This window comes from Ruegeria sp. CDSA221, assembly GCF_059611825.1.
Genome location: NZ_JBXWPK010000002.1, coordinates 270,187 through 288,228 on the forward strand (window position 1 = coordinate 270,187; position 18,042 = coordinate 288,228).

The window sequence follows — 18,042 nt, forward strand, 5'->3', positions numbered from 1 at the left end:
TCCATTGGCGACATGTGTCTTGCGTTTCGCATAAAAAAAGCCCCCGAGATTTTCGGAGGCGCATGGGTTCGATTATGGTTTACCGTTACCGGCCCATGCGCGTGGTTCCTACGATTACGACTAGCGTTCTCATCGCCAGAGGCTCCTTTTTGCGTGGGTTGGACATTATGGGCGGTGGAAAGGGGCGTCAACAGGCAAATTTGCCAATTTTCTAACTTTCGGGCGGGTTTTTGCGACATTTTATTGCGCATTTTGACGCATGTTCGGAACTTTCGGGATTTTCGCCCCTTTGCAATGCTTGGTGAGTGGCACGGAAGTGTCGAAATGCGTCATGCCGATGTCCGAAACGGGCATGATCGTGATTTTAGGCTGAGTCACGCTGGACTTAATTGCAGTGGCGAGGGAGGCCGAACATGTTGCAGGATCTGGTTGATCTCGGGCGATACCCGATAGACCGCCCCGGTTCATGGGCATATGAGCAGCTGATAGGTGATCTGAGGCGCGAGCTGGATCGGGACGGCTGTGCTGTTCTTCCAAGTTTCGTACACGAGGATGGCGTGGCGCGTTTGCTGAAAGAAGCCGATAAGACTGCCGTAGGTGCACATAGGTCATTTAGCCGAACGAATGCGTATTTCACCAAAGACGACCCGGCATTGGCGCCAAGCCATCCGGTGCGTCGATTTTATGATCGGTCGAATGCCTTTGTGCCAGCGGACAGTTTTTCCAAATCCGGACCGCTGCGACGTATTTATGAGTTCGCTGGTTTTTTACCTTTCATTCGAACGGCATTGAACGAGTCCGAAGACCGGTTCTTTCGCTACGATGATCCTTTGGCTGATGTCATCATCAACGTGGTCGAAGAAGGGCAGGGGTTTCCCTGGCATTTTGACACCAACAACTACACCGTGACGCTGGCCATTCAGAATGGAGAATTCGGTGGTGAATTCGAATATGCCCCCAACCTGCGAAGCGCCGAGGATGAGAATTTCGCGGCTGTTTCTGCAGTACTGGACGGTGATCGGAAACGGGTGCACCAGTTGGTGTTGAACCCAGGGGATCTGCAGATTTTCAAAGGGCGCTATTCCTTGCACCGGGTCGCTCCCGTGAAAGGAGAGCGCAGACGATATGTCGGGATCTTTTCTTTTGTCGAAACCGAAGGCATGTGCGGTGGGGTGGAACGGACCCGTCAGTTATATGGGCGTGTTCTTCAGCATCACCATGACAAGGAAGGAGTCCGGCGTGACGCCCTTCTGGATTGACGGTAACTAAGAGTGCTCTCGCCCGTTGCCCGCCTGCCTGCGGAGGCTAGGCCGAGCAGCGCGTGCCGCGCTACGGGATCAGAACCCTGGGCTGGTGCCCTGTAGAACGCCGTGCTCCAGCGCATAGCGGGTCAGGCCGGCAGTTGAGGATATGCCCAATTTTCGTTTGATGTTCTTGCGATGGGTCTCGACCGTTCGCACTGAGATATCAAGCGTATGGGCGACTTCCTTGTTCGATTTCCCTTGTGCCAGCTCCAGCAAGATCGTCTGCTCGCGCCCGGTCAAAGCCTCGCGCGTTGTGTCGCCTTTGGGTTTGAGGGAACCGCTTGCGCCCGTGCACAAATATTGTTCACCCCGCATGACGGCATCGATGGCTTTTTTGATTTCATCCGTTGGGACGTCCTTGAGCACGTACCCTTTTGCACCATGGCTGAGAGCAGTCGAAATATATTCGGGGCTGTCATGCATGGACAGGATCAGAATGCAGGTGTCCGGTATGCGTTCAAGGATGATCTCGGTTGCGCTCAGGCCACTTAGCCCGGGCATGTTCAGGTCCATCAGGATGACGTCAGGCTTCAGATCGGCAACCTGGTCAACCGCTTTCTTTCCGCTGCTGAGTGTCCCGACCACGGTGATGTCGTCATAGCTTTCGAGGATCGACTGGATCCCCTCGGCCACCATTGGATGATCGTCGACAATCAGGACCCGGATCGTCTGGTCGCTCATGTACCGGCCTTTCGGTTCGGAGTTGCGTCTTCCTGTGGCGGCAACAGGTGGCTGAGTGGCAGGCTGACCTCGATCACTGTGCCGCTGCGGTGGCCGCGTGATGACAGAATACGCAGCGATCCGTCAAGTTGCTCGATCCGTTCCTGCATATTGCGCAACCCAATCCCGGTACTGCCCCGACCCGGAGAGTTGCGCAAACCGCGGCCATTGTCGGTTATTCGCATGGTTGCGCCTTTCTTGTGCCCGCGCAGATCGATGGTGACATGGGTGGCACCGGAATGGCGTTCGATATTGGTCAGGGCCTCTTGGGCGATGCGGTAGAGGGCGATCTTGCTATCCTGATCCAGCCGGTTGCGGAAAACAACGGTCGAGAAATCGGTCTCGATCCCGGTTCTCTCGCGGAAATCATCTGTCAGAGCCTCAAGCGCGGGGCCGAGGCCCAAATCGTCCAGCACGCCTGGGCGCAAGTCGCGACTGATGCGGCGGACCTCGCTGATGGCGGTTCCCAGATGCTCGATCCCCTTGTCCAGTGGATCATGCGCGCCCACATCATCGCCGCGCGACAGGCGACGGCGGGCGTTGTCCAACGCAAAGCGCACGCCCACAAGGATCTGGCTGATCCCGTCATGAAGCTCGCGTGCCACACGGCCGCGCTCTTCCTCTTGTGCGTCGAACACCCGTTGGGTCAGCTGTTTCAGCTTGGCATCGGCCAGACGTCTTTCGCGGATGTTCAACAGCATGCCCGAGGCAAAGACGATCAGAACAGCGGCCAGAACAATGGCACCGATATACATAAAGGTACGCTGCACGCGCGCTTCAACCTCGGCCCGGGCGCTGGCAACGGCGGCAACGATGTCGTCGATGAACACGCCGGTGCCCACAACCCAGCGCCAATCCTGAAGGCCGACGACATAGGCGATCATTTGCGCTTCTTCCCCGGTCGAGGGCTTTTGCCACATAAAGCTGTGCCAACCCGCACCCTGACGAGCAAGGCGAATGAACTCATTCACCACCGGTGTGCCGTCGCTGTCGGTCAGACCCTCCCAATTTCGGTTGATGAACTCAGTCTGACGCGGGCTGACCAGATTGGTGCCGTCATAGTCATAGACGAAAAAGAACCCGTCCTGCCCATAGATCATGGCCGACAGGATTTGCGCGACCTGAGTTTTGGCGGCGGTGTCATCCGGAGCCGCGCGCCCGTAGATATAGGCAAACCCATTGCGCGCCTGAGTCACATAGTTGCGCAGCTCTTCCTTCTTGGCCTGAATCAAAGAGCGTTCCAGTGCTTCAATTTCGCGCTCGGCAGTGGCGCGCGCCTCATAGGCAACCATCACCGCAATCGCGGCCACCGCCACGACCAGCGGGATCGCCGCCACCAGCGACAGCTTTTGAGCATAGGTCAACGAGACCAGTTGTCGAAGTCTTTGCATGGACGAATCGATACGCAAGCCACAGCAAAATTGCAAAAAGATTGGGCGCCTGGCGGGAAAACGGCACCAAAAATCCCTGTTTTGCTATGATTGGACCGTTATTGCCTGTGCAATTCGCGCAGAAAGCCGCGTTTCTACGCAGTAGTAGGTATTCCCTTTCACTTCCTTGTGACTAGTCTTGCCGCTGTTGAATACGACAGACCCGGACAATCCGGGTCATGATTATGAAGGGGAGGATCACTCATATGGACCGTCGTTCATTTCTGAAAACATCCGCACTGGGCGGCTCGGCTGCTGCAGCGACCACGCTGGCGGCACCGGCCTATGCACAGGGCAAGCGCACGCTGACCATGGTCACATCCTGGGGCCGTGGCCTTGCAGGTGTGTTCGACAGCGCGCAGCGTTGCGCCGACAGCATCACCACCATGTCGGACGGCAACCTGAACGTTGAGATCAAAGCAGCCGGTGAGCTGGTTGGCGCGTTCGAAGTGTTTGACGCGGTATCATCCGGTCAGGCCGATATGTACCACGCGGCAGACTATTATTTTGTGGGTCAGCATCCGGGCTATGCATTCTTTACCGCTGTTCCGTTTGGTATGACCGCCCAGGAACTGGTGAACTGGTACTACCATGCCGGTGGTATGGAACTGCATGACGAGCTGGGCGAAATCTTTGGCCTGAAATCCTTCCTGGCTGGTAACACCGGTGCGCAGGCGGGTGGCTGGTACTCGAAAGAGATCAACAGCCCCGAAGATTTCAACGGCCTGAAGTTCCGCATGCCGGGGCTGGGCGGTAAAGCTCTGGGTAAACTGGGCGCATCCGTACAGAACATTCCGGGCTCCGAAGTGTATCAGGCGCTGTCGTCCGGCGCGATCGACGGAACCGAGTGGATCGGTCCGTGGGCTGACGAAAAAGCCGGTTTCCAGGAAATCACCAAGACATACTACACCGCGGGCTTCCATGAGCCGGGTGCGGGTCTTTCGCTGGCAACCAACCGCGAGGTCTATGACAGCCTGTCTGCCTCGCAGCAGAAGATCATCGAGATCGCCGCAGGTGAATGCCATCAGTGGAACCTGGCGCAATTCCTGGCCAACAACGGCGCGGCGCTGCAGCGTCTGCAGGCAGGTGGCGTCAAGGTCATGGAGTTCCCGGACAGCGTTTGGGACGCGTTTGGTGCCGCAAGCCAGGAAGTCCTGGACGAGAACATGGGCGACGAGCTGTTCAAGCGCATCCACGACAGCGCGATGGAATCCATGGCCGCGTCTTCGGCCTGGAACAATCTGTCTTCGGGTGTCTACACCTCGCAGCGCGACCGCGTTCGCGGCTAAGTCACTTCGATCTTTGAAATCGGTTCCCCCGCATGTCGGGGGAGCCTTTCCCGTTGCGCATCTGACGGTCGGACAAACTGTAACTCTCAAATGTGCAACTGACGCGACCTGGGGACAACATGCAGGACGAAAACGGTATCTCGTTCTTCGGCGCCCTGTGGAATGGACTGATATGGTTCATTCAGAGCATTGCCGAAGCCTTCATTAATTTCGGATACGCCATCACGCATCCGCAACTCTGGCTGGACTGGTCGGACAAAGAAGCAGTCATGCGCTTTGTCTATTACGGCGGGTCGGTCGAGTTCTTCTTTGTGGTTTTCACGCTGTTTCTGGTGTTGACGGCCATCGGTCTTTACTACCGCAACTTCATGTGGGCGATGGTGCGCGGGCTTGAAGGCTTTGCCAACACGACGGGGCGTTTCTTCGCCTGGGCAGGCCTCTTGATGGTGGTTCAGCAGATCATCATCGTGTTCATGCAGCGGGTCTTTACCCGCCCGGATATGTCCTTTGGGCTGGGTATCCCGTTTCAGATGGATATCAGCTGGTTCGCGGAAGAGCTGAAACTGTATAACGCCATGGTCGTGTGCCTGTGCTGCACCTACACCTTTGTACAGGGCGGCCATGTCCGCGTTGACCTGATCTATGCTGGCATCAGCCACGGCGCCAAACGTGTGGTCGACATGTGTGGTGCCATACTGTTCATGATGCCGATGGCGGTGCTGACCTGGATGTATGGCTGGTACTTCATGTGGCGGCATCTGATCGTGCCGAAGCCCTCGGCCAGTGATACTTTGGACCGGCTGGTGGCCAAGTCCCGCGCGCTGCGCTGGAACGTGGAAACCATCGGGTTCAGCCCCAACGGATTCAACGGCTATTTCCTGTTCAAGATCCTACTTATCGCCTTCGCAGCGATGGTGTTCTTGCACGCGATTGCATTCCTGTACCGCTCGTATCTGGAATATGTGGAAGGCCCGGAAAGTGTTGGAAAATACCTCGACAAGGACAGCCTTGGCGAGGGTGAAGAAGCCTACGAAGGCGCGCATTAGGGACGGAGAACCAGACAATGCTATTCGGACTTGATGGCGTCGAGATAGGCCTCATTATCGTATTTTTCTGCCTCTTCGGAGGTATTCTATCCGGTTTTCCGGTGGCCTTCGCCATCGGCGGGGCAGGAGTGATCTCATTCGGCATCATCGCCGCATTGGACAGCGCAGGTTTGCTGATTCACCAGGCGATCGACACCGGCTCTGCGGCGTATCAGGATCTGGTCAGCACGGGGGTTAAACCCGATACCATATCAGTGTTCCGCTTCCCGGACTTACCAAGGATTGCCGAGCCTGTTTTTGTCTCGGGCTGGGAAACCGCTCTGGACCGCAACGTGTCGTTCATCGTGAACCGCATGAACGAGCGTGTTCTGGCCGGTCAGTCCATTGAAACCCTTCTGGCGGTTTTGATGTTCGTGCTGATGGGCATCACGCTTGAACGGTCGAAGATCGCCAATGATCTGCTGACCACAATGGCGCGCGTCTTTGGACCGTTGCCGGGTGGTCTGGCCGTTTCGATTGTGGTCGTGGGGGCGTTTCTTGCGGCCTCAACCGGGATCGTGGGCGCGACCGTTGTAACCATGGGCTTGCTGGCGCTGCCAACCATGCTGCGCAACAACTATTCGCCTGAATTGGCGACGGGTGTCATTGCGGCTTCAGGTACGCTGGGGCAGATCATCCCGCCCTCGATCGTGATTGTTCTGCTGGGAACGCTGGCCGGTGACTTGTATTCGACGGCTCAAGAGACCCGCGCGGTTGACGCAGGATGCACGGACGCACTGACCTATCTGGGTGAGCCTGCGGTTGTCTCGGTCGGTACATTGTTCCAGGCCGCTTTGCTGCCAGGGATCATGTTGGCGCTGCTATATGCGCTTTATGCCTTTGGCTATGCGCTGCTCAACCCGCATAAGGCGCCTGCGGTGCCCATGACCGGCGGCAGCGGAGAGCCCATTACCCGTTCAGAAGGTTTCACCTGGTTGCTGGGTGCGCCTGTCGCGCTGATCGTGGGTACAGTTCTGCTGGGCAATCTGGGGGTTATCGGCAGCCAGAACGTCTCGGTCTCGGCCTTCTCCGATATCGGGCAGGGCGCATCCCTGCGGACCAACGTTTCCGAAACCTGCAAAGCCTCGATGATCGAGCTGCATGGTCAATCCGCTTGGGATCAGGCCGTGGCCGAGCAAACGGCCATTGATGACGCAGGTGGTGCCGCAGAATCAACTCGTCTGACCGAGGAAGAGCTTGCCACCGCGCAGCAGGAGAAGATTGCCAACGCCGCTCCGATTGGAACGGGTGTTGCGGTGATGGTTCTGTTGCTGGGTCTGACCATTGTGATGGGTCGGGGCATCGCGCCGTCTCGGTCGCCGCAGCCGCTGATCCTTGGGGCCATTGGTCTGATCCTGATGTTGCTTGTCGATATTCTGTTCGTGTCGCCAACAACGTCGTCAGGTTTGACCTTTGTGATGCTGGCGTTGCCCTTTGCCTTGGCCATCTATGGCTGCAAAGAGGCTGCGGCGCGCTGTGCCACCAATGATCTGATCCGGGTGGTCTTTCCTCCGCTGGTTCTGATCATCGCGGTGCTGGGGTCGATCCTGGGTGGGGTGACCAACCCGACCCCGGCGGCGGCACTGGGCGCGGGTGGTGCGATCATGCTGGCGGCCTATCGAAAGCTGCAAGATCAGGAGCGGTCTGGCAAGGTCATCATTTGGGCCACCTTCGCCGTGGTCATTGCCCTGTTGATGGGGGTCAATTTTGATCTGCGCATCAATCAGAGCAGCGCCTCGGCCGAAACCTGGATTGCCTTCATCATAGCCTATGCGGCCTATCTGTATGCCCTGTTCGGTTTGCTGTTCGGCTGCTGGGTTCTGTATTCCAGCGGCGTGCTGACCCCGGTGGTGCGGGAGACCGCCAAGGTGACCTCAATGGTGTTTACCATCTTGATCGGGTCTCAGTTGCTGAACCTTGTGGTGATCTCGTTTGGCGGTGAGCACTATATCCAGCAGTTCCTCAAGAGCTTTGACAATGAATTCACAGTCTTCCTGATCGTGATGCTGGTGCTGTTCTTCCTTGGGTTCGTACTGGATTTCCTGGAAATCATCTACATCGTGATCCCGATTGTAGGCCCGGTAATCTACGGCGGGTCTTTTGATCCGAAATGGGTGACGATCATGGTGGCGGTGAACCTGCAGACCTCGTTCCTGACACCACCTTTTGGATTTGCGCTGTTCTATCTGCGCGGGGTCGCGCCGAAAGAAGTGACCACCGGCCACATCTATCGTGGGATTGTACCGTTTGTGCTGATCCAGGTGGTAGGTATCGGAATCCTTTGGTTCTTCCCTGCGATTGTGACCATCGTGCCGGATCTGATCCCGAATTGATCAAAGATCAGGTGTTCAAATGAAAAGGGGGCCAGCTGGCCCCCTTTGCTTTGTTTGTAGGTAGAAGGGGCCAGCCCCTTCTTGGCCTGCGGTCATTTCAACCCCGAGGTATTTTTGGCCAGATGAAGATGCGGATCAGGTGAATTGGATCAGATCCCATCTGTTCCCGAACGGGTCCTGCCAGACTGCTACGGTTCCATAGGGTTCATGGCGCGGGGCTTCTTCGAAATGGACGCCTTTGGCCAGCATGGCCTTATAGTCGCGGTCGAAATTGTCTGTTTCCAGAAAGAAGCCGACCCGACCACCTGTCTGGTTGCCGATTGCGGTTCTCTGATCTGCATCGGCGGCCCTGGCGAGTAGAAGTGAGCCCCCGGTGGATCCGGGTGGGCTTACGCGGACCCATCTTTTTCCAGCGCCCAAGTCGATGTCCTGCGTCAGGGAAAAGCTGAGTGTATGCGTGAAAAAGGCGATGGCATCATCGTAATCCGGCACGACAAGCGTAACGGCGTGGAGGCTTTGTCGCATCAGGTTTCAGCCTTTGGTCGGGTGACGATCAGGCAGTTGGATGCTGGCAACCTGTTCGGCGATGGGGGCGGTGGACAGCGGGTGGTGGCCGTCATGTGCAATGTCACAGGGATCCTTGACCCGTTTCCATTCGCCCTGACTGTACACTTCCAGCCCTGCAAAGCGGGATTTGTATCCCATTTTCGGGCTGCCAGGCACCCAGTAGCCAAGATAAATATAGGGCAGACCCGCCTCGCGTGCGATGTCGATGTGATCCAGGATCATGTACGTGCCCAGTGAATTCTGGGGCTGATCCGGGCTATAGAATGAATAGACCATGCTCAGCCCGTCATCCAAGACATCGGTCAAACTGACAGCGATCAGATTACCGGATTCCGGGTCTGAATATTCGACCACTCGGCTGCGTATGGGGGTCTCTTCGATCATGGCTGCAAATTCGAAGACGTCCATATCCGCCATGCCGCCATCCGCATGTCGGGTGTCAAGATAGGTGCGGAACAGGTCATACTGTTCGTCGGTAGCCCATGGGGAATTCGCCCGGCGTCGCAAATATGAGTTCCGCCTGACCGCGCGCTTCTGGCTTTTGCTGGGTTGAAAGGCCGAAACGTCAATCCGCGCGGACAAACACGCGGCGCAATCAGTGCAGGAAGGGCGGTATAGGACGTTCTGAGACCGTCGAAACCCTTGCTGGGAAAGGGAGTCATTCAGTTGATTCGCGCCTTCGCCCTGCAGCGCTGTAAACAGCTTACGCTCCATCTTGCCCTCAAGATAAGGGCAAGGCTGAGGGGCCGTAACGTAGAATTGCGGCGCGATTGGCAGCGTGTGTCGCATGAATGTCCTATGGTTCCTGAAACGGGATGATAACAACCGTTCCCGGAGCCGCCAAGTGATTCACGCGACAGTCTTTTAAGCGCGACGGTTAATCATAACCGTGCCGAGAAGGGTGTCGGTCAGGCCCTGGCCGCGCGCGCCGGTCAGCATCATGATGACTGAAATGATTTGCAGCACCGGAAATGCCATGCTGACAAAATAACCGGCTGTGTGTGCGACCGCTTTACCTGTGTCCATTCGTTCACCAAAAGCGTCGCGCAGTTCGACCCCCATGAAACGCATACCCAGAGTGGCCGAGCCGTTGGCGATTGTGACGACGCGATAGACAAAACTGACCACCGCATAAATCAGGGCGAGTATCAGTACGCCTAGCCCGAGGGTCAGGACGATGGCGACGGTACAAAGCAGCGAAATAAAGGCGATATCGAACAGCCAGGCCAGGAACCGTTTGGTCGTGACGGACTGGTAAAACTCGGGCTGTCGGTTCGGGTCTGGCAAGGAGTGCATACGGGTCATTCCGGTAGATGTTTCAAATACCCTGTCCCGATTGTCGGAACAGGGCAAGGTCGATCAGGCGTTATCGCCGGTTTCATCGCTTTCGCGGTTCTCGCGGACGCGCTCATCCATGAACTGGTCGAATTCGGCCTTGTCTTTCGCTTCGCGCAGGCGATGCAGGAACGCTTCGAATTCCTGTTGCTCACGCTCCAGCCGAGCCAGAGTGTCGGACTTGTAGGCGTCGAATGCGCTGTTGCCCGAGGGTTTCATTGCGCTCATGTGGCTGTGCCAGGATTTGCGACGGCTGCAGGATTTGTTGAACATACGTTTGCTCCAGATCATGTAGGCCAGAAGGGCCAGGCCGACGGGCCAGAAAAAGATAAAGCCAAGGACCATGGCAGCGATCCAGGCCCCTTTGCCTTTATCGTCAAGCCAGGCCTCTGCGCGGCTGAGCCATCCCGGGTTTTCAGGGACGGCGTGTTCTGTCAATGCGGTCATTGGTGCTCTCCGGGTTAGATGTAAATTGTTTTCACATTGAATAGATGGGGGCACCAAACCCAGTTACAAGAGGTCAATGTGAAAATGATTTACATTTCTGAATTTCGGATGGTTGACCTGACATCTGAACAAGCGCAATTTCAGTCTAACGCACCACGGTTTCTTTCAATCATTGACTGGGTTGTCTGCTGCGGCGCTGTTTTGAGTTAAGCGCCTAATTGTTGCAATGTCGGGTTAGAAATTTGGTCACAGAAATACTAAAAACCACGCCATCGGAGATGAAATGACAGGACTTCTTGCCGTCAACCGTGTACCGCGCGCCTTTGATCCTTCACTTGGTTCCGAAGCGCGCGATGCAGTGGGCGGCATTACACCTGAGCAGGGGGAACTGATCGCAGGGGCTGCGGGCTCCAGCCCCTATCTCAAAGGCCTGATTGATCTGGAAGCCGACTGGCTACCGCAAGCTTTGGCGCAACCGGACGCGATGCTTGCATCCATTATGGAAACCGCAAGGACCTTGCCTTCGGATCAACTCAGGCCGGGGCTGAGGCAGGCCAAGAGGCGTTTGGCGCTGTTGACCGCCCTGGCGGATCTGGCAGGGGCGTGGCCGTTGGAAAAAGTTACAGGGGCACTAACCGATTTCGGGGCCATGGTAGCGGATGTTGCCGCCAAGGCCGAGATTGCAACCTTGATCCGGCGAGGTAAATTGCCGGGGATGACCGAAGATGATGTCGCCTCTGCCGCGGGAATGATCATATTGGCCATGGGCAAGATGGGTGCGCATGAGTTGAACTACAGCTCTGATATCGACCTGATCGTTTTGTTTGACGAAACGCGCTATGATCCGGACGATTTCTATGAAGCGCGGCAAGGGATGGTCCGGGCGACACGGAATTTCTGCGCCACACTCAGTGACAAGACAGCGGATGGATATGTATTTCGCACCGATCTAAGGCTGCGGCCTGACCCTGCGGTGACGCCAGTTTGTCTGGCCGCGGAAGCTGCCGAACGGTACTATGAAAGTCTGGGCCGCACTTGGGAGCGCGCCGCATATATCAAAGCGCGTCCCTGCGCTGGCGATATCGCTGCGGGGCAGCGTTTCCTGGATACGCTCCGCCCCTTCATCTGGCGAAGGCATCTGGATTTCGCGGCTATTCAGGATGCCCATGACATGCGCTTGCGTATCCGCGAAAACAAAGGGACAGGCGGTGCGCTGACCATTCCGGGTCATGATATGAAACTAGGGCAAGGCGGGATACGTGAGATCGAATTCTTCACTCAGACCCGACAGTTGATTGCCGGGGGTCGCGATACGGACCTGCGCGTGTGTGGTACTGTTCCGGGTTTGGCGGCTTTGGCCGGCAAAGGGTGGGTGCCCGAGGACGTGGCTGAAAAGCTTACCGATCACTACCGCGCGCATCGCGAAGTCGAACACCGCATTCAGATGATCCATGATGCGCAGACCCATAAGATTCCGCAATCCTCGGACGGGATTGAGCGGATTGCATGCCTGATGGGGATTGATAGCGCCGATCTGACTGCGGATCTGAAACGGCGGCTGACCGAGGTTCATGAGTTGACCGAAGGTTTTTTCGCCCCCGGCCCGACAGCCCGTGCACCTTTGCCAGAAGTTGAATTTGACGAAAGCATATTGGCGCGCTGGACGACCTACCCATCACTGCGTTCTCAGCGCGGGGCGCGAATTTTCGAACGGCTGAAACCAGAGCTGCTGACGCGTCTTGCCAAAACCGCCCAACCGGATGAGGCGCTGCTGGCACTGGACGGGTTCCTTCGCGGGTTGCCTGCGGGCGTGCAGCTGTTTTCTCTGTTCGAGGCCAACCCGCAGCTTATCGACCTGCTTGTCGATATAGTAGGCACGTCGCATGCATTGGCCGCGCATTTGTCGCACAACGCCTCGGTCTTTGATGCGGTGATTGGCGGCAGCTTCTTTGACGACTGGCCGGGCCGGACGGTGCTGCAGGGCGAATTGGAGCGAGAACTCTCGCAGGAGCAGGACTACGAAAGCCAGCTTGATCTGGCGCGGCGCTGGTGCAAGGAATGGCATTTCCGGATCGGCGTTCACCATCTGCGCGGGTTGATCGACGGCGTGCAGGCGGGGCAGCAATATGCCGAACTTGCAAGCGCGGTGATCGCTGCGATCCTGCCATGTGTTGTGGACCAGTTCACCAACAAACACGGGCCCGCACCTGGTCGCGGTGCCGCTGTGTTGGGCATGGGATCCCTGGGGGCAGGGCGGATCAACTCGCAATCTGACCTTGATATGATCGTGATCTACGACCCGCTGGATCAGGACATGTCCGAGGGCCCACGGCCTCTTGCCACGCGGACCTACTATGCCCGGTTCACGCAGGCACTGATCACGGCGCTGTCGGCCCCAATGTCGCAGGGGCGACTTTATGAGGTCGACATGCGGCTGCGCCCCTCGGGCAATCAGGGGCCGGTGGCGACCAGTTGGGCCAGCTTCACGAACTATCAGCAGAATGAGGCATGGGTGTGGGAACACCTAGCCCTGACGCGCGCAAATCCCGTCGCCGGTGAGCCCTCTCTGGCCGACGATATCGAGGGCTTTCGAACAGAGCTTGTTTCGCGCTCCCGCGATCAGGCGCAGGTTTTGCGCGAAGTTGCCGAAATGCGTGCGCGTCTGGCAGCCGCGAAAACCCCTGCCGGTATTTGGGATGCCAAGAATGGGGCCGGGCGCATGATGGACATAGAGCTGATGGCCGAAACAGGCGCTTTACTGTCCGGTGTTGCAAAGCGCGAAGTACATGCCGGGTTGGACGGTGCAGTCGCAGCCGCGCTTTTGGATGTCGCTCAGGCGCAAACGTTGAAGGATTGCTACGATCTATGCTGGTCAGTGCAATGCGCAGCTCGGCTGTTGTCAGGTAAGGTTATCGAGGCCGATAAAATCGGAGAGGGGGGTTCCGCCTTCCTGTGTCGGGCCACCGGGTATGAGCAGGTAGAACAGTTGCAGGCCGCGTTGCAGGAAAGCTACGATATCGCCGCCGAAATTATCGGCCGCGTGATTCAGGAGGATAAAGATGCCGCGCAATGACGATCCGAACGATCACAAAGGCCTGATCCGCGAGGCCTATCGCATCGATGGCATCACATTGCCCGAATGTCGCAGTATCTTTCTGGACTGGGCGTTAAGCCTTCCGGAGGGGCGTGATCAGAGGCAAGCCCTGTCTGACCTGCACGCCATCTATGCCAAAGATGAGGTCGATCACCCAATGACACAGGTGCTGACCGAAGGGTTGCAATCTACTCAGGCGCCGAAACGGCGCGGTGGTTGGCGGTCTCGCAACCGCTAGGGCTTTCCCCTCGGCGTGTTCGCGACTATGAGGTCGCCATGACCCAAACTGCAGTCCGTCCCCGTATCCGCCTGAAACCCAAAGCCAATGCGCGCGGCCTGCGCCATGGCTTCCCGTGGGTCTATGCCAATGACATTGTCACCGACCGTCGCACGCGCAAAATCCCTGCTGGCGCGCTGGCCTTGCTCGAGGATGAAAATCGCGCGCCGATCGCGTTGGTGGCGGTCAATCCTGAATCGAAAATCATGTGCCGTGTTCTGGACCGCGATCCTGACGCCGAGCTGACGGCTGATTGGTTCGAAACCCGTCTGCGCCGCGCGCTTGATATGCGCGAACGCCTGTTTGACTCGCCCTTTTACCGCCTGATCCATGCCGAGGCGGATGGCTTTCCGGGTGTCATCATCGACCGGTTCGGTGAGGCCTGTGTGATCCAGCCAAACGCCGCCTGGGCCGAGGCGTATCTCGACATGTTGACCGACGCGCTGGTCGCTGTGACCGGCGTGACGACCGTGCTGAAAAACGCCTCGGGCCGGACACGCGGGCTGGAAGGGTTGGATGATGTCAACCTGACCTTGCGCGGCACTGTCCCAGATGCGCCTTTGCCCGTGTTGATGAACGGTGCAACCTATATGGCGGATTTGGCGGGCGGTCAGAAAACCGGCCTGTTCTATGACCAACGCCCCAATCACGCCTTTGCTGCGCAGCTGGTTCAACCCAAGGCACAGGTACTGGATGTCTTCAGCCATGTCGGAGGCTTCGGGTTGGCAATGCTGGCGGGTGGCGCCGGACAGGCGCTGTCGGTCGATGGGTCGGCCGCGGCATTGGAGTTGGCCGCAAAAGGGGCCGAGGCTTCTGGCTTTGCCGATCAATTCGACACGCGCCAAGGCGATGCCTTTGATGTGTTGGCTCAGTTGAACGACGAAGGCGCTAAATTTGACGTCGTTATCTGTGATCCTCCCGCCTTTGCACCATCAAGGCAGGCGCTGGATGCAGGGCTGCGGGCCTATGAACGCATTGCGCGATTGGCCGCCACATTGGTCAAGCCGGGCGGATATCTGGGCTTATGCTCTTGCTCGCACGCTGCTGATCTGGGCCGCTTCCGCGACGCCTCATCCCGTGGTATCGGGCGCGCCGGGCGCTCAGCCCAACTGATCCATACGGGCTTTGCCGGGCCCGATCACCCGCAACTGCCGCAGCTGGCTGAAAGCGGTTACCTCAAGGCCGTGTTCTACCGATTATGAAGGCTGTACTCGATACCTGCGTCATCTATCCAACGGTGATGCGTGAGATGCTGTTGGGCACCGCCCGACTAGGTCATTTCACCCCTATATGGTCGGCGCGCATCCTCGAGGAATGGGCCCGCGCCGCACGCAAGCTGGGCCCCGAGGGCGAGGCGCAGGCCCGTGCCGAGATTGCCCTGACGCAGGTCAAATGGCCCAAGGCAGAACGCCCAGCCAATGATGGTCTGCAGGCTCGGCTCTGGCTGCCGGACGCGGCAGATATCCACGTTTTGGCCACTGCAGTAGCCGCGTCAGCGGATATCATCGTCACGGTCAACGCCAAGGATTTCCCCAGAAATATTCTTGCAGAAGAAGGGCTTGAGCGGCGTGACCCTGACAGTCTGCTGTATGGTTTCTGGTATAACGACCCGCAAGGGCTGGACCAGCTTGCACAGCAGGTACTGGCCGAAGCAAACCGTCTGTCAGGCGATACATGGACTTTGCGTGGATTGATGAAAAAAGCCCGCCTGCCGCGTCTGGGCAAAGCGCTCGCCAGCTAAGTGGGATCCCTGCTTCATCTGGCTAAAATTACCTCGGAGAGCGCGAGAGGCTGGCCTCTCGCCGCCGAGCCTCAGCCACGCGCCCAACGCTGCTCAAGCACTTCCAGCGCCGCAATCCGCTCATCCGTTTTGGGATGGCTCATCAACCAGGCGGGTACAACGCCTGCACGTTGCTGCGTCAAATCCTCAAGCTTGTGAAACAGAGACTTTTGCGGGCCGATGCCGATCCCGGCTTTGGTTAGCAGGGCGGCGGCATATTCATCTGCTTCATATTCATCCCCACGTGACAGGCGCGACGCCAAAAGCGCAGTCAGCGCGTTTGCAATCATCGCACCGATGAATGGGACGAACCGGCTCAGAAGCAGCATCAAGGCTGTCCGCAACGCATTCTGTCCAGAAAAATCAATCATCCGTCGCCGTGCATGACCCAAGGCCACATGCCCCAGTTCATGTGCGATGACGCTCGCCATCTCTTCGGCGGAAACCTCGCCATTGAGGAACTTGCGATAAAACCCGCGTGTGATGAATATTCGTCCATCCGGAGCCGCAAGCCCGTTCACCGGGTCGATTTCATATATATAGACCGGAACCCTCTCGATCCCCAGCGCCGCCGCCAGCCGGTCAGTCATACGCTTGAGGGCGGGATCGGCCAGTTCGGTCGATTTCAGGTCAAGCTCGCGATGGGTGCGCCAGACCGAGATCCGGTACATCACCACGGCATACAGAACCGCCAGAAGAATCGGAGTAATTCGGAGCATGGTTCTGATATGGGGATAAGCAGACACAAGGGCAAGGCATCAGCGTTTCCGTGGGCCTGAAAGGTCTCCTAGCTGCCATGACGCAGTGGAAACTGGGTTCTTTCGGATTCTAACTGTTGAAAAACGCCGCCTGCCGCCTTATCCGCACGGGAACTCGTCGGAGAATACACAATGTCCAACAATGACCACGAAGCCCGTCACCTGGAAACGCTTGACCGCGACCTTAGACGCTTTTCTCGGCTAGAAGTGGCAACCTCCCAGGTGGGTCGCCCATTTGTCGGGTCTGGCATCGCGCTTTCTTTTATCGTTGTCGCAGGTCTTGTGGCAGCCTTCCTGTTCGGACAAGGCAACAACACGCTGATCGTAGTGCTTGCGGCAATGTTTGGGGCTTATATGGCGCTGAATATCGGGGCCAATGATGTTGCCAACAATATGGGACCGGCGGTCGGGGCCAATGCGTTGACCATGGGGGGCGCCATCGCGATTGCTGCCATATTCGAAAGTGCCGGCGCGCTGATCGCTGGAGGTGACGTTGTTTCCACGATCGCCAAGGGCATTATCGCTCCTGAAAGCATGGGAACGCAGACTGTATTCATCTGGGCGATGATGGCGGCTTTGTTGTCTTCAGCGCTTTGGGTCAACCTGGCGACCTGGGTCGGAGCGCCTGTGTCCACGACCCACTCGGTTGTCGGAGGCGTCATGGGGGCGGGGATCGCCGCAGCCGGTTTTGGCGCAGTGAGCTGGGGGACGATGAGCAAGATCGCGGCCAGCTGGGTTATCTCGCCTATGCTTGGCGGTCTGGTCGCCGCAGGATTTCTCTGGTTCATCAAGTCCCGGATTATCTATCAGGACGACAAGATCGCAGCGGCCCGGAAATGGGTGCCGATGCTGGTTGGTATCATGGCGGCGGCTTTTGCCAGCTATCTGGCGCTGAAGGGGCTCAAGAAGATCGTCAAGATCGACCTCGGCACGGCTTTGTTGATCGGGGCCGCCTGTGGTGGGCTGGTCTGGGCCGTGATGATTCCGGTTATTCGGCGTCAATCCGAAGGTCTGGAGAACCGCAATAAATCCCTCAAAGTATTGTTCGGCATCCCTCTGATCGTATCCGCCGCATTGCTGAGCTTTGCACATGGGGCCAATGATGTGGCCAATGCCGTTGGGCCTTTGGCAGCCATCGTGCAAGCCTCTGCCTCGGGTGATTTCACCCAGGCGATCAGTATTCCCTATTGGGTCATGATCATCGGCGCCTTTGGCATTTCGTTTGGCCTGTTCCTGTTTGGGCCAAAACTGATCCGAATGGTTGGCAGCCAAATAACCAAACTTAACCCGATGCGTGCCTATTGCGTTGCGCTGTCCGCAGCCATCACCGTTATCGTGGCCAGTTGGCTGGGTCTTCCCGTAAGCTCGACCCATATTGCAGTGGGTGCCGTCTTTGGTGTCGGCTTCTTCCGGGAATGGGATGCTGAAAGACGGCTGCGTAAAGCCCGCATTACAGTGCCTGAGCGGACGGTTCTGGCACCGGAAGAACGCCGCCGGCGCAAGCTGGTGCGCCGCTCGCACTTTATGACGATCATAGCAGCCTGGATTATTACCGTGCCCGCGGCGGCTGTGTTGTCGGGTGTTCTGTTTCTGGGCATTCAGGCCATCGCCGGGTAATCCCGG

The 18,042-nt window shown here is 57.7% G+C and carries 16 protein-coding genes; 9 read left to right on the forward strand and 7 right to left on the reverse strand.

The genetic code is table 11. From position 1 onward, the window contains the following. The first annotated feature begins 413 nt into the window (after positions 1 to 413). The gene (locus tag AC2FJ5_RS03725) at positions 414 to 1,259 is read left to right on the forward strand and encodes a HalD/BesD family halogenase (protein WP_496788352.1); all 846 of its coding nucleotides are present in this window, start codon (positions 414 to 416) and stop codon (positions 1,257 to 1,259) included. A gap of 78 nt (positions 1,260 to 1,337) precedes the next feature. Here the strand turns inward: AC2FJ5_RS03725 and AC2FJ5_RS03730 are convergent, their stop codons facing one another. Together AC2FJ5_RS03730 and AC2FJ5_RS03735 are read right to left on the reverse strand one after the other, a co-directional pair. Further along, positions 1,338 to 1,985, reverse strand: coding sequence for a response regulator transcription factor (locus tag AC2FJ5_RS03730; RefSeq protein ID WP_281994485.1), 648 nt, complete (start codon positions 1,983 to 1,985; stop codon positions 1,338 to 1,340). Next, positions 1,982 to 3,415 (reverse strand): cache domain-containing protein, encoded by a 1,434-nt coding sequence (locus AC2FJ5_RS03735; RefSeq protein WP_142633292.1) that lies wholly within the window; start codon positions 3,413 to 3,415, stop codon positions 1,982 to 1,984. The genes AC2FJ5_RS03730 and AC2FJ5_RS03735 overlap by 4 nt, the downstream gene beginning before the upstream one ends. A gap of 245 nt (positions 3,416 to 3,660) precedes the next feature. On the opposite strand from AC2FJ5_RS03735, the gene AC2FJ5_RS03740 reads away from it, so the two are divergent. From AC2FJ5_RS03740 to AC2FJ5_RS03750, 3 genes are all read left to right on the forward strand, one after another. Then, complete coding sequence (locus tag AC2FJ5_RS03740) at positions 3,661 to 4,743, forward strand: TRAP transporter substrate-binding protein (RefSeq protein WP_142633295.1); 1,083 nt, start codon at positions 3,661 to 3,663, stop codon at positions 4,741 to 4,743. A 119-nt stretch (positions 4,744 to 4,862) separates the two neighbouring features. Beyond that, complete coding sequence (locus AC2FJ5_RS03745; protein ID WP_496792501.1) at positions 4,863 to 5,789, forward strand: TRAP transporter small permease subunit; 927 nt, start codon at positions 4,863 to 4,865, stop codon at positions 5,787 to 5,789. Positions 5,790 to 5,806: 17 nt separating this feature from the next. Further along, complete coding sequence (locus tag AC2FJ5_RS03750; protein WP_496700511.1) at positions 5,807 to 8,161, forward strand: TRAP transporter large permease; 2,355 nt, start codon at positions 5,807 to 5,809, stop codon at positions 8,159 to 8,161. Between the two features lie 135 nt (positions 8,162 to 8,296). Here the strand turns inward: AC2FJ5_RS03750 and AC2FJ5_RS03755 are convergent, their stop codons facing one another. From AC2FJ5_RS03755 to AC2FJ5_RS03770, 4 genes are all read right to left on the reverse strand, one after another. Then, on the reverse strand, positions 8,297 to 8,686 hold the full coding sequence (locus AC2FJ5_RS03755; RefSeq protein ID WP_142633301.1) for a VOC family protein: 390 nt from the start codon (positions 8,684 to 8,686) through the stop codon (positions 8,297 to 8,299). Positions 8,687 to 8,692: 6 nt separating this feature from the next. Then, positions 8,693 to 9,517 carry an arginyltransferase gene (locus AC2FJ5_RS03760; RefSeq protein ID WP_281971951.1) on the reverse strand — a complete coding sequence of 275 codons (825 nt, stop codon included), beginning with the start codon at positions 9,515 to 9,517 and terminating at the stop codon, positions 8,693 to 8,695. 75 nt (positions 9,518 to 9,592) lie between these two features. Further along, positions 9,593 to 10,024: an RDD family protein gene (locus AC2FJ5_RS03765; RefSeq protein ID WP_142635100.1), complete on the reverse strand. Its 432-nt coding sequence runs from the start codon at positions 10,022 to 10,024 to the stop codon at positions 9,593 to 9,595. A gap of 63 nt (positions 10,025 to 10,087) precedes the next feature. Next, on the reverse strand, positions 10,088 to 10,510 hold the full coding sequence (locus tag AC2FJ5_RS03770) for a DUF2852 domain-containing protein (RefSeq protein ID WP_142633305.1): 423 nt from the start codon (positions 10,508 to 10,510) through the stop codon (positions 10,088 to 10,090). Positions 10,511 to 10,793: 283 nt separating this feature from the next. On the opposite strand from AC2FJ5_RS03770, the gene AC2FJ5_RS03775 reads away from it, so the two are divergent. Genes AC2FJ5_RS03775 through AC2FJ5_RS03790 form a run of 4 tightly spaced genes read left to right on the forward strand, consistent with a single transcriptional unit; the run spans position 10,794 to position 15,622 of the window. Then, a complete protein-coding gene (locus tag AC2FJ5_RS03775) occupies positions 10,794 to 13,583 on the forward strand; it encodes a [protein-PII] uridylyltransferase family protein (protein ID WP_496792503.1) in 2,790 nt (929 codons plus the stop codon). Then, positions 13,570 to 13,842, forward strand: coding sequence for a hypothetical protein (locus AC2FJ5_RS03780; RefSeq protein ID WP_496792504.1), 273 nt, complete (start codon positions 13,570 to 13,572; stop codon positions 13,840 to 13,842). The genes AC2FJ5_RS03775 and AC2FJ5_RS03780 overlap by 14 nt, the downstream gene beginning before the upstream one ends. A 38-nt stretch (positions 13,843 to 13,880) precedes the next feature. Then, positions 13,881 to 15,083, forward strand: coding sequence for an RSP_2647 family RNA methyltransferase (locus AC2FJ5_RS03785; protein ID WP_496792505.1), 1,203 nt, complete (start codon positions 13,881 to 13,883; stop codon positions 15,081 to 15,083). After that, positions 15,080 to 15,622 carry an RSP_2648 family PIN domain-containing protein gene (locus tag AC2FJ5_RS03790; protein WP_496700506.1) on the forward strand — a complete coding sequence of 181 codons (543 nt, stop codon included), beginning with the start codon at positions 15,080 to 15,082 and terminating at the stop codon, positions 15,620 to 15,622. Before AC2FJ5_RS03785 ends, AC2FJ5_RS03790 begins: the two co-directional genes overlap by 4 nt. Before the next feature lie 71 nt (positions 15,623 to 15,693). Here AC2FJ5_RS03790 and AC2FJ5_RS03795 read toward each other — a convergent pair whose 3' ends face one another. Then, a complete protein-coding gene (locus AC2FJ5_RS03795; RefSeq protein ID WP_496695738.1) occupies positions 15,694 to 16,380 on the reverse strand; it encodes a M48 family metallopeptidase in 687 nt (228 codons plus the stop codon). A 171-nt stretch (positions 16,381 to 16,551) separates the two neighbouring features. On the opposite strand from AC2FJ5_RS03795, the gene AC2FJ5_RS03800 reads away from it, so the two are divergent. Beyond that, entirely contained in the window at positions 16,552 to 18,036 is a 1,485-nt protein-coding gene (locus tag AC2FJ5_RS03800) for an inorganic phosphate transporter (protein WP_496691098.1), read from the forward strand. Positions 18,037 to 18,042: the final 6 nt, after the last annotated feature.

Coding starts and splice junctions, on each gene's coding strand:
- AC2FJ5_RS03725 (WP_496788352.1), top strand. CDS start 414: ATGTTGCAGGATCTGGTTGATCTCGGGCGATACCCGATAGACCGCCCC.
- AC2FJ5_RS03730 (WP_281994485.1), bottom strand. CDS start 1,985: ATGAGCGACCAGACGATCCGGGTCCTGATTGTCGACGATCATCCAATG.
- AC2FJ5_RS03735 (WP_142633292.1), bottom strand. CDS start 3,415: ATGCAAAGACTTCGACAACTGGTCTCGTTGACCTATGCTCAAAAGCTG.
- AC2FJ5_RS03740 (WP_142633295.1), top strand. CDS start 3,661: ATGGACCGTCGTTCATTTCTGAAAACATCCGCACTGGGCGGCTCGGCT.
- AC2FJ5_RS03745 (WP_496792501.1), top strand. CDS start 4,863: ATGCAGGACGAAAACGGTATCTCGTTCTTCGGCGCCCTGTGGAATGGA.
- AC2FJ5_RS03750 (WP_496700511.1), top strand. CDS start 5,807: ATGCTATTCGGACTTGATGGCGTCGAGATAGGCCTCATTATCGTATTT.
- AC2FJ5_RS03755 (WP_142633301.1), bottom strand. CDS start 8,686: ATGCGACAAAGCCTCCACGCCGTTACGCTTGTCGTGCCGGATTACGAT.
- AC2FJ5_RS03760 (WP_281971951.1), bottom strand. CDS start 9,517: ATGCGACACACGCTGCCAATCGCGCCGCAATTCTACGTTACGGCCCCT.
- AC2FJ5_RS03765 (WP_142635100.1), bottom strand. CDS start 10,024: ATGCACTCCTTGCCAGACCCGAACCGACAGCCCGAGTTTTACCAGTCC.
- AC2FJ5_RS03770 (WP_142633305.1), bottom strand. CDS start 10,510: ATGACCGCATTGACAGAACACGCCGTCCCTGAAAACCCGGGATGGCTC.
- AC2FJ5_RS03775 (WP_496792503.1), top strand. CDS start 10,794: ATGACAGGACTTCTTGCCGTCAACCGTGTACCGCGCGCCTTTGATCCT.
- AC2FJ5_RS03780 (WP_496792504.1), top strand. CDS start 13,570: ATGCCGCGCAATGACGATCCGAACGATCACAAAGGCCTGATCCGCGAG.
- AC2FJ5_RS03785 (WP_496792505.1), top strand. CDS start 13,881: ATGACCCAAACTGCAGTCCGTCCCCGTATCCGCCTGAAACCCAAAGCC.
- AC2FJ5_RS03790 (WP_496700506.1), top strand. CDS start 15,080: ATGAAGGCTGTACTCGATACCTGCGTCATCTATCCAACGGTGATGCGT.
- AC2FJ5_RS03795 (WP_496695738.1), bottom strand. CDS start 16,380: ATGCTCCGAATTACTCCGATTCTTCTGGCGGTTCTGTATGCCGTGGTG.
- AC2FJ5_RS03800 (WP_496691098.1), top strand. CDS start 16,552: ATGTCCAACAATGACCACGAAGCCCGTCACCTGGAAACGCTTGACCGC.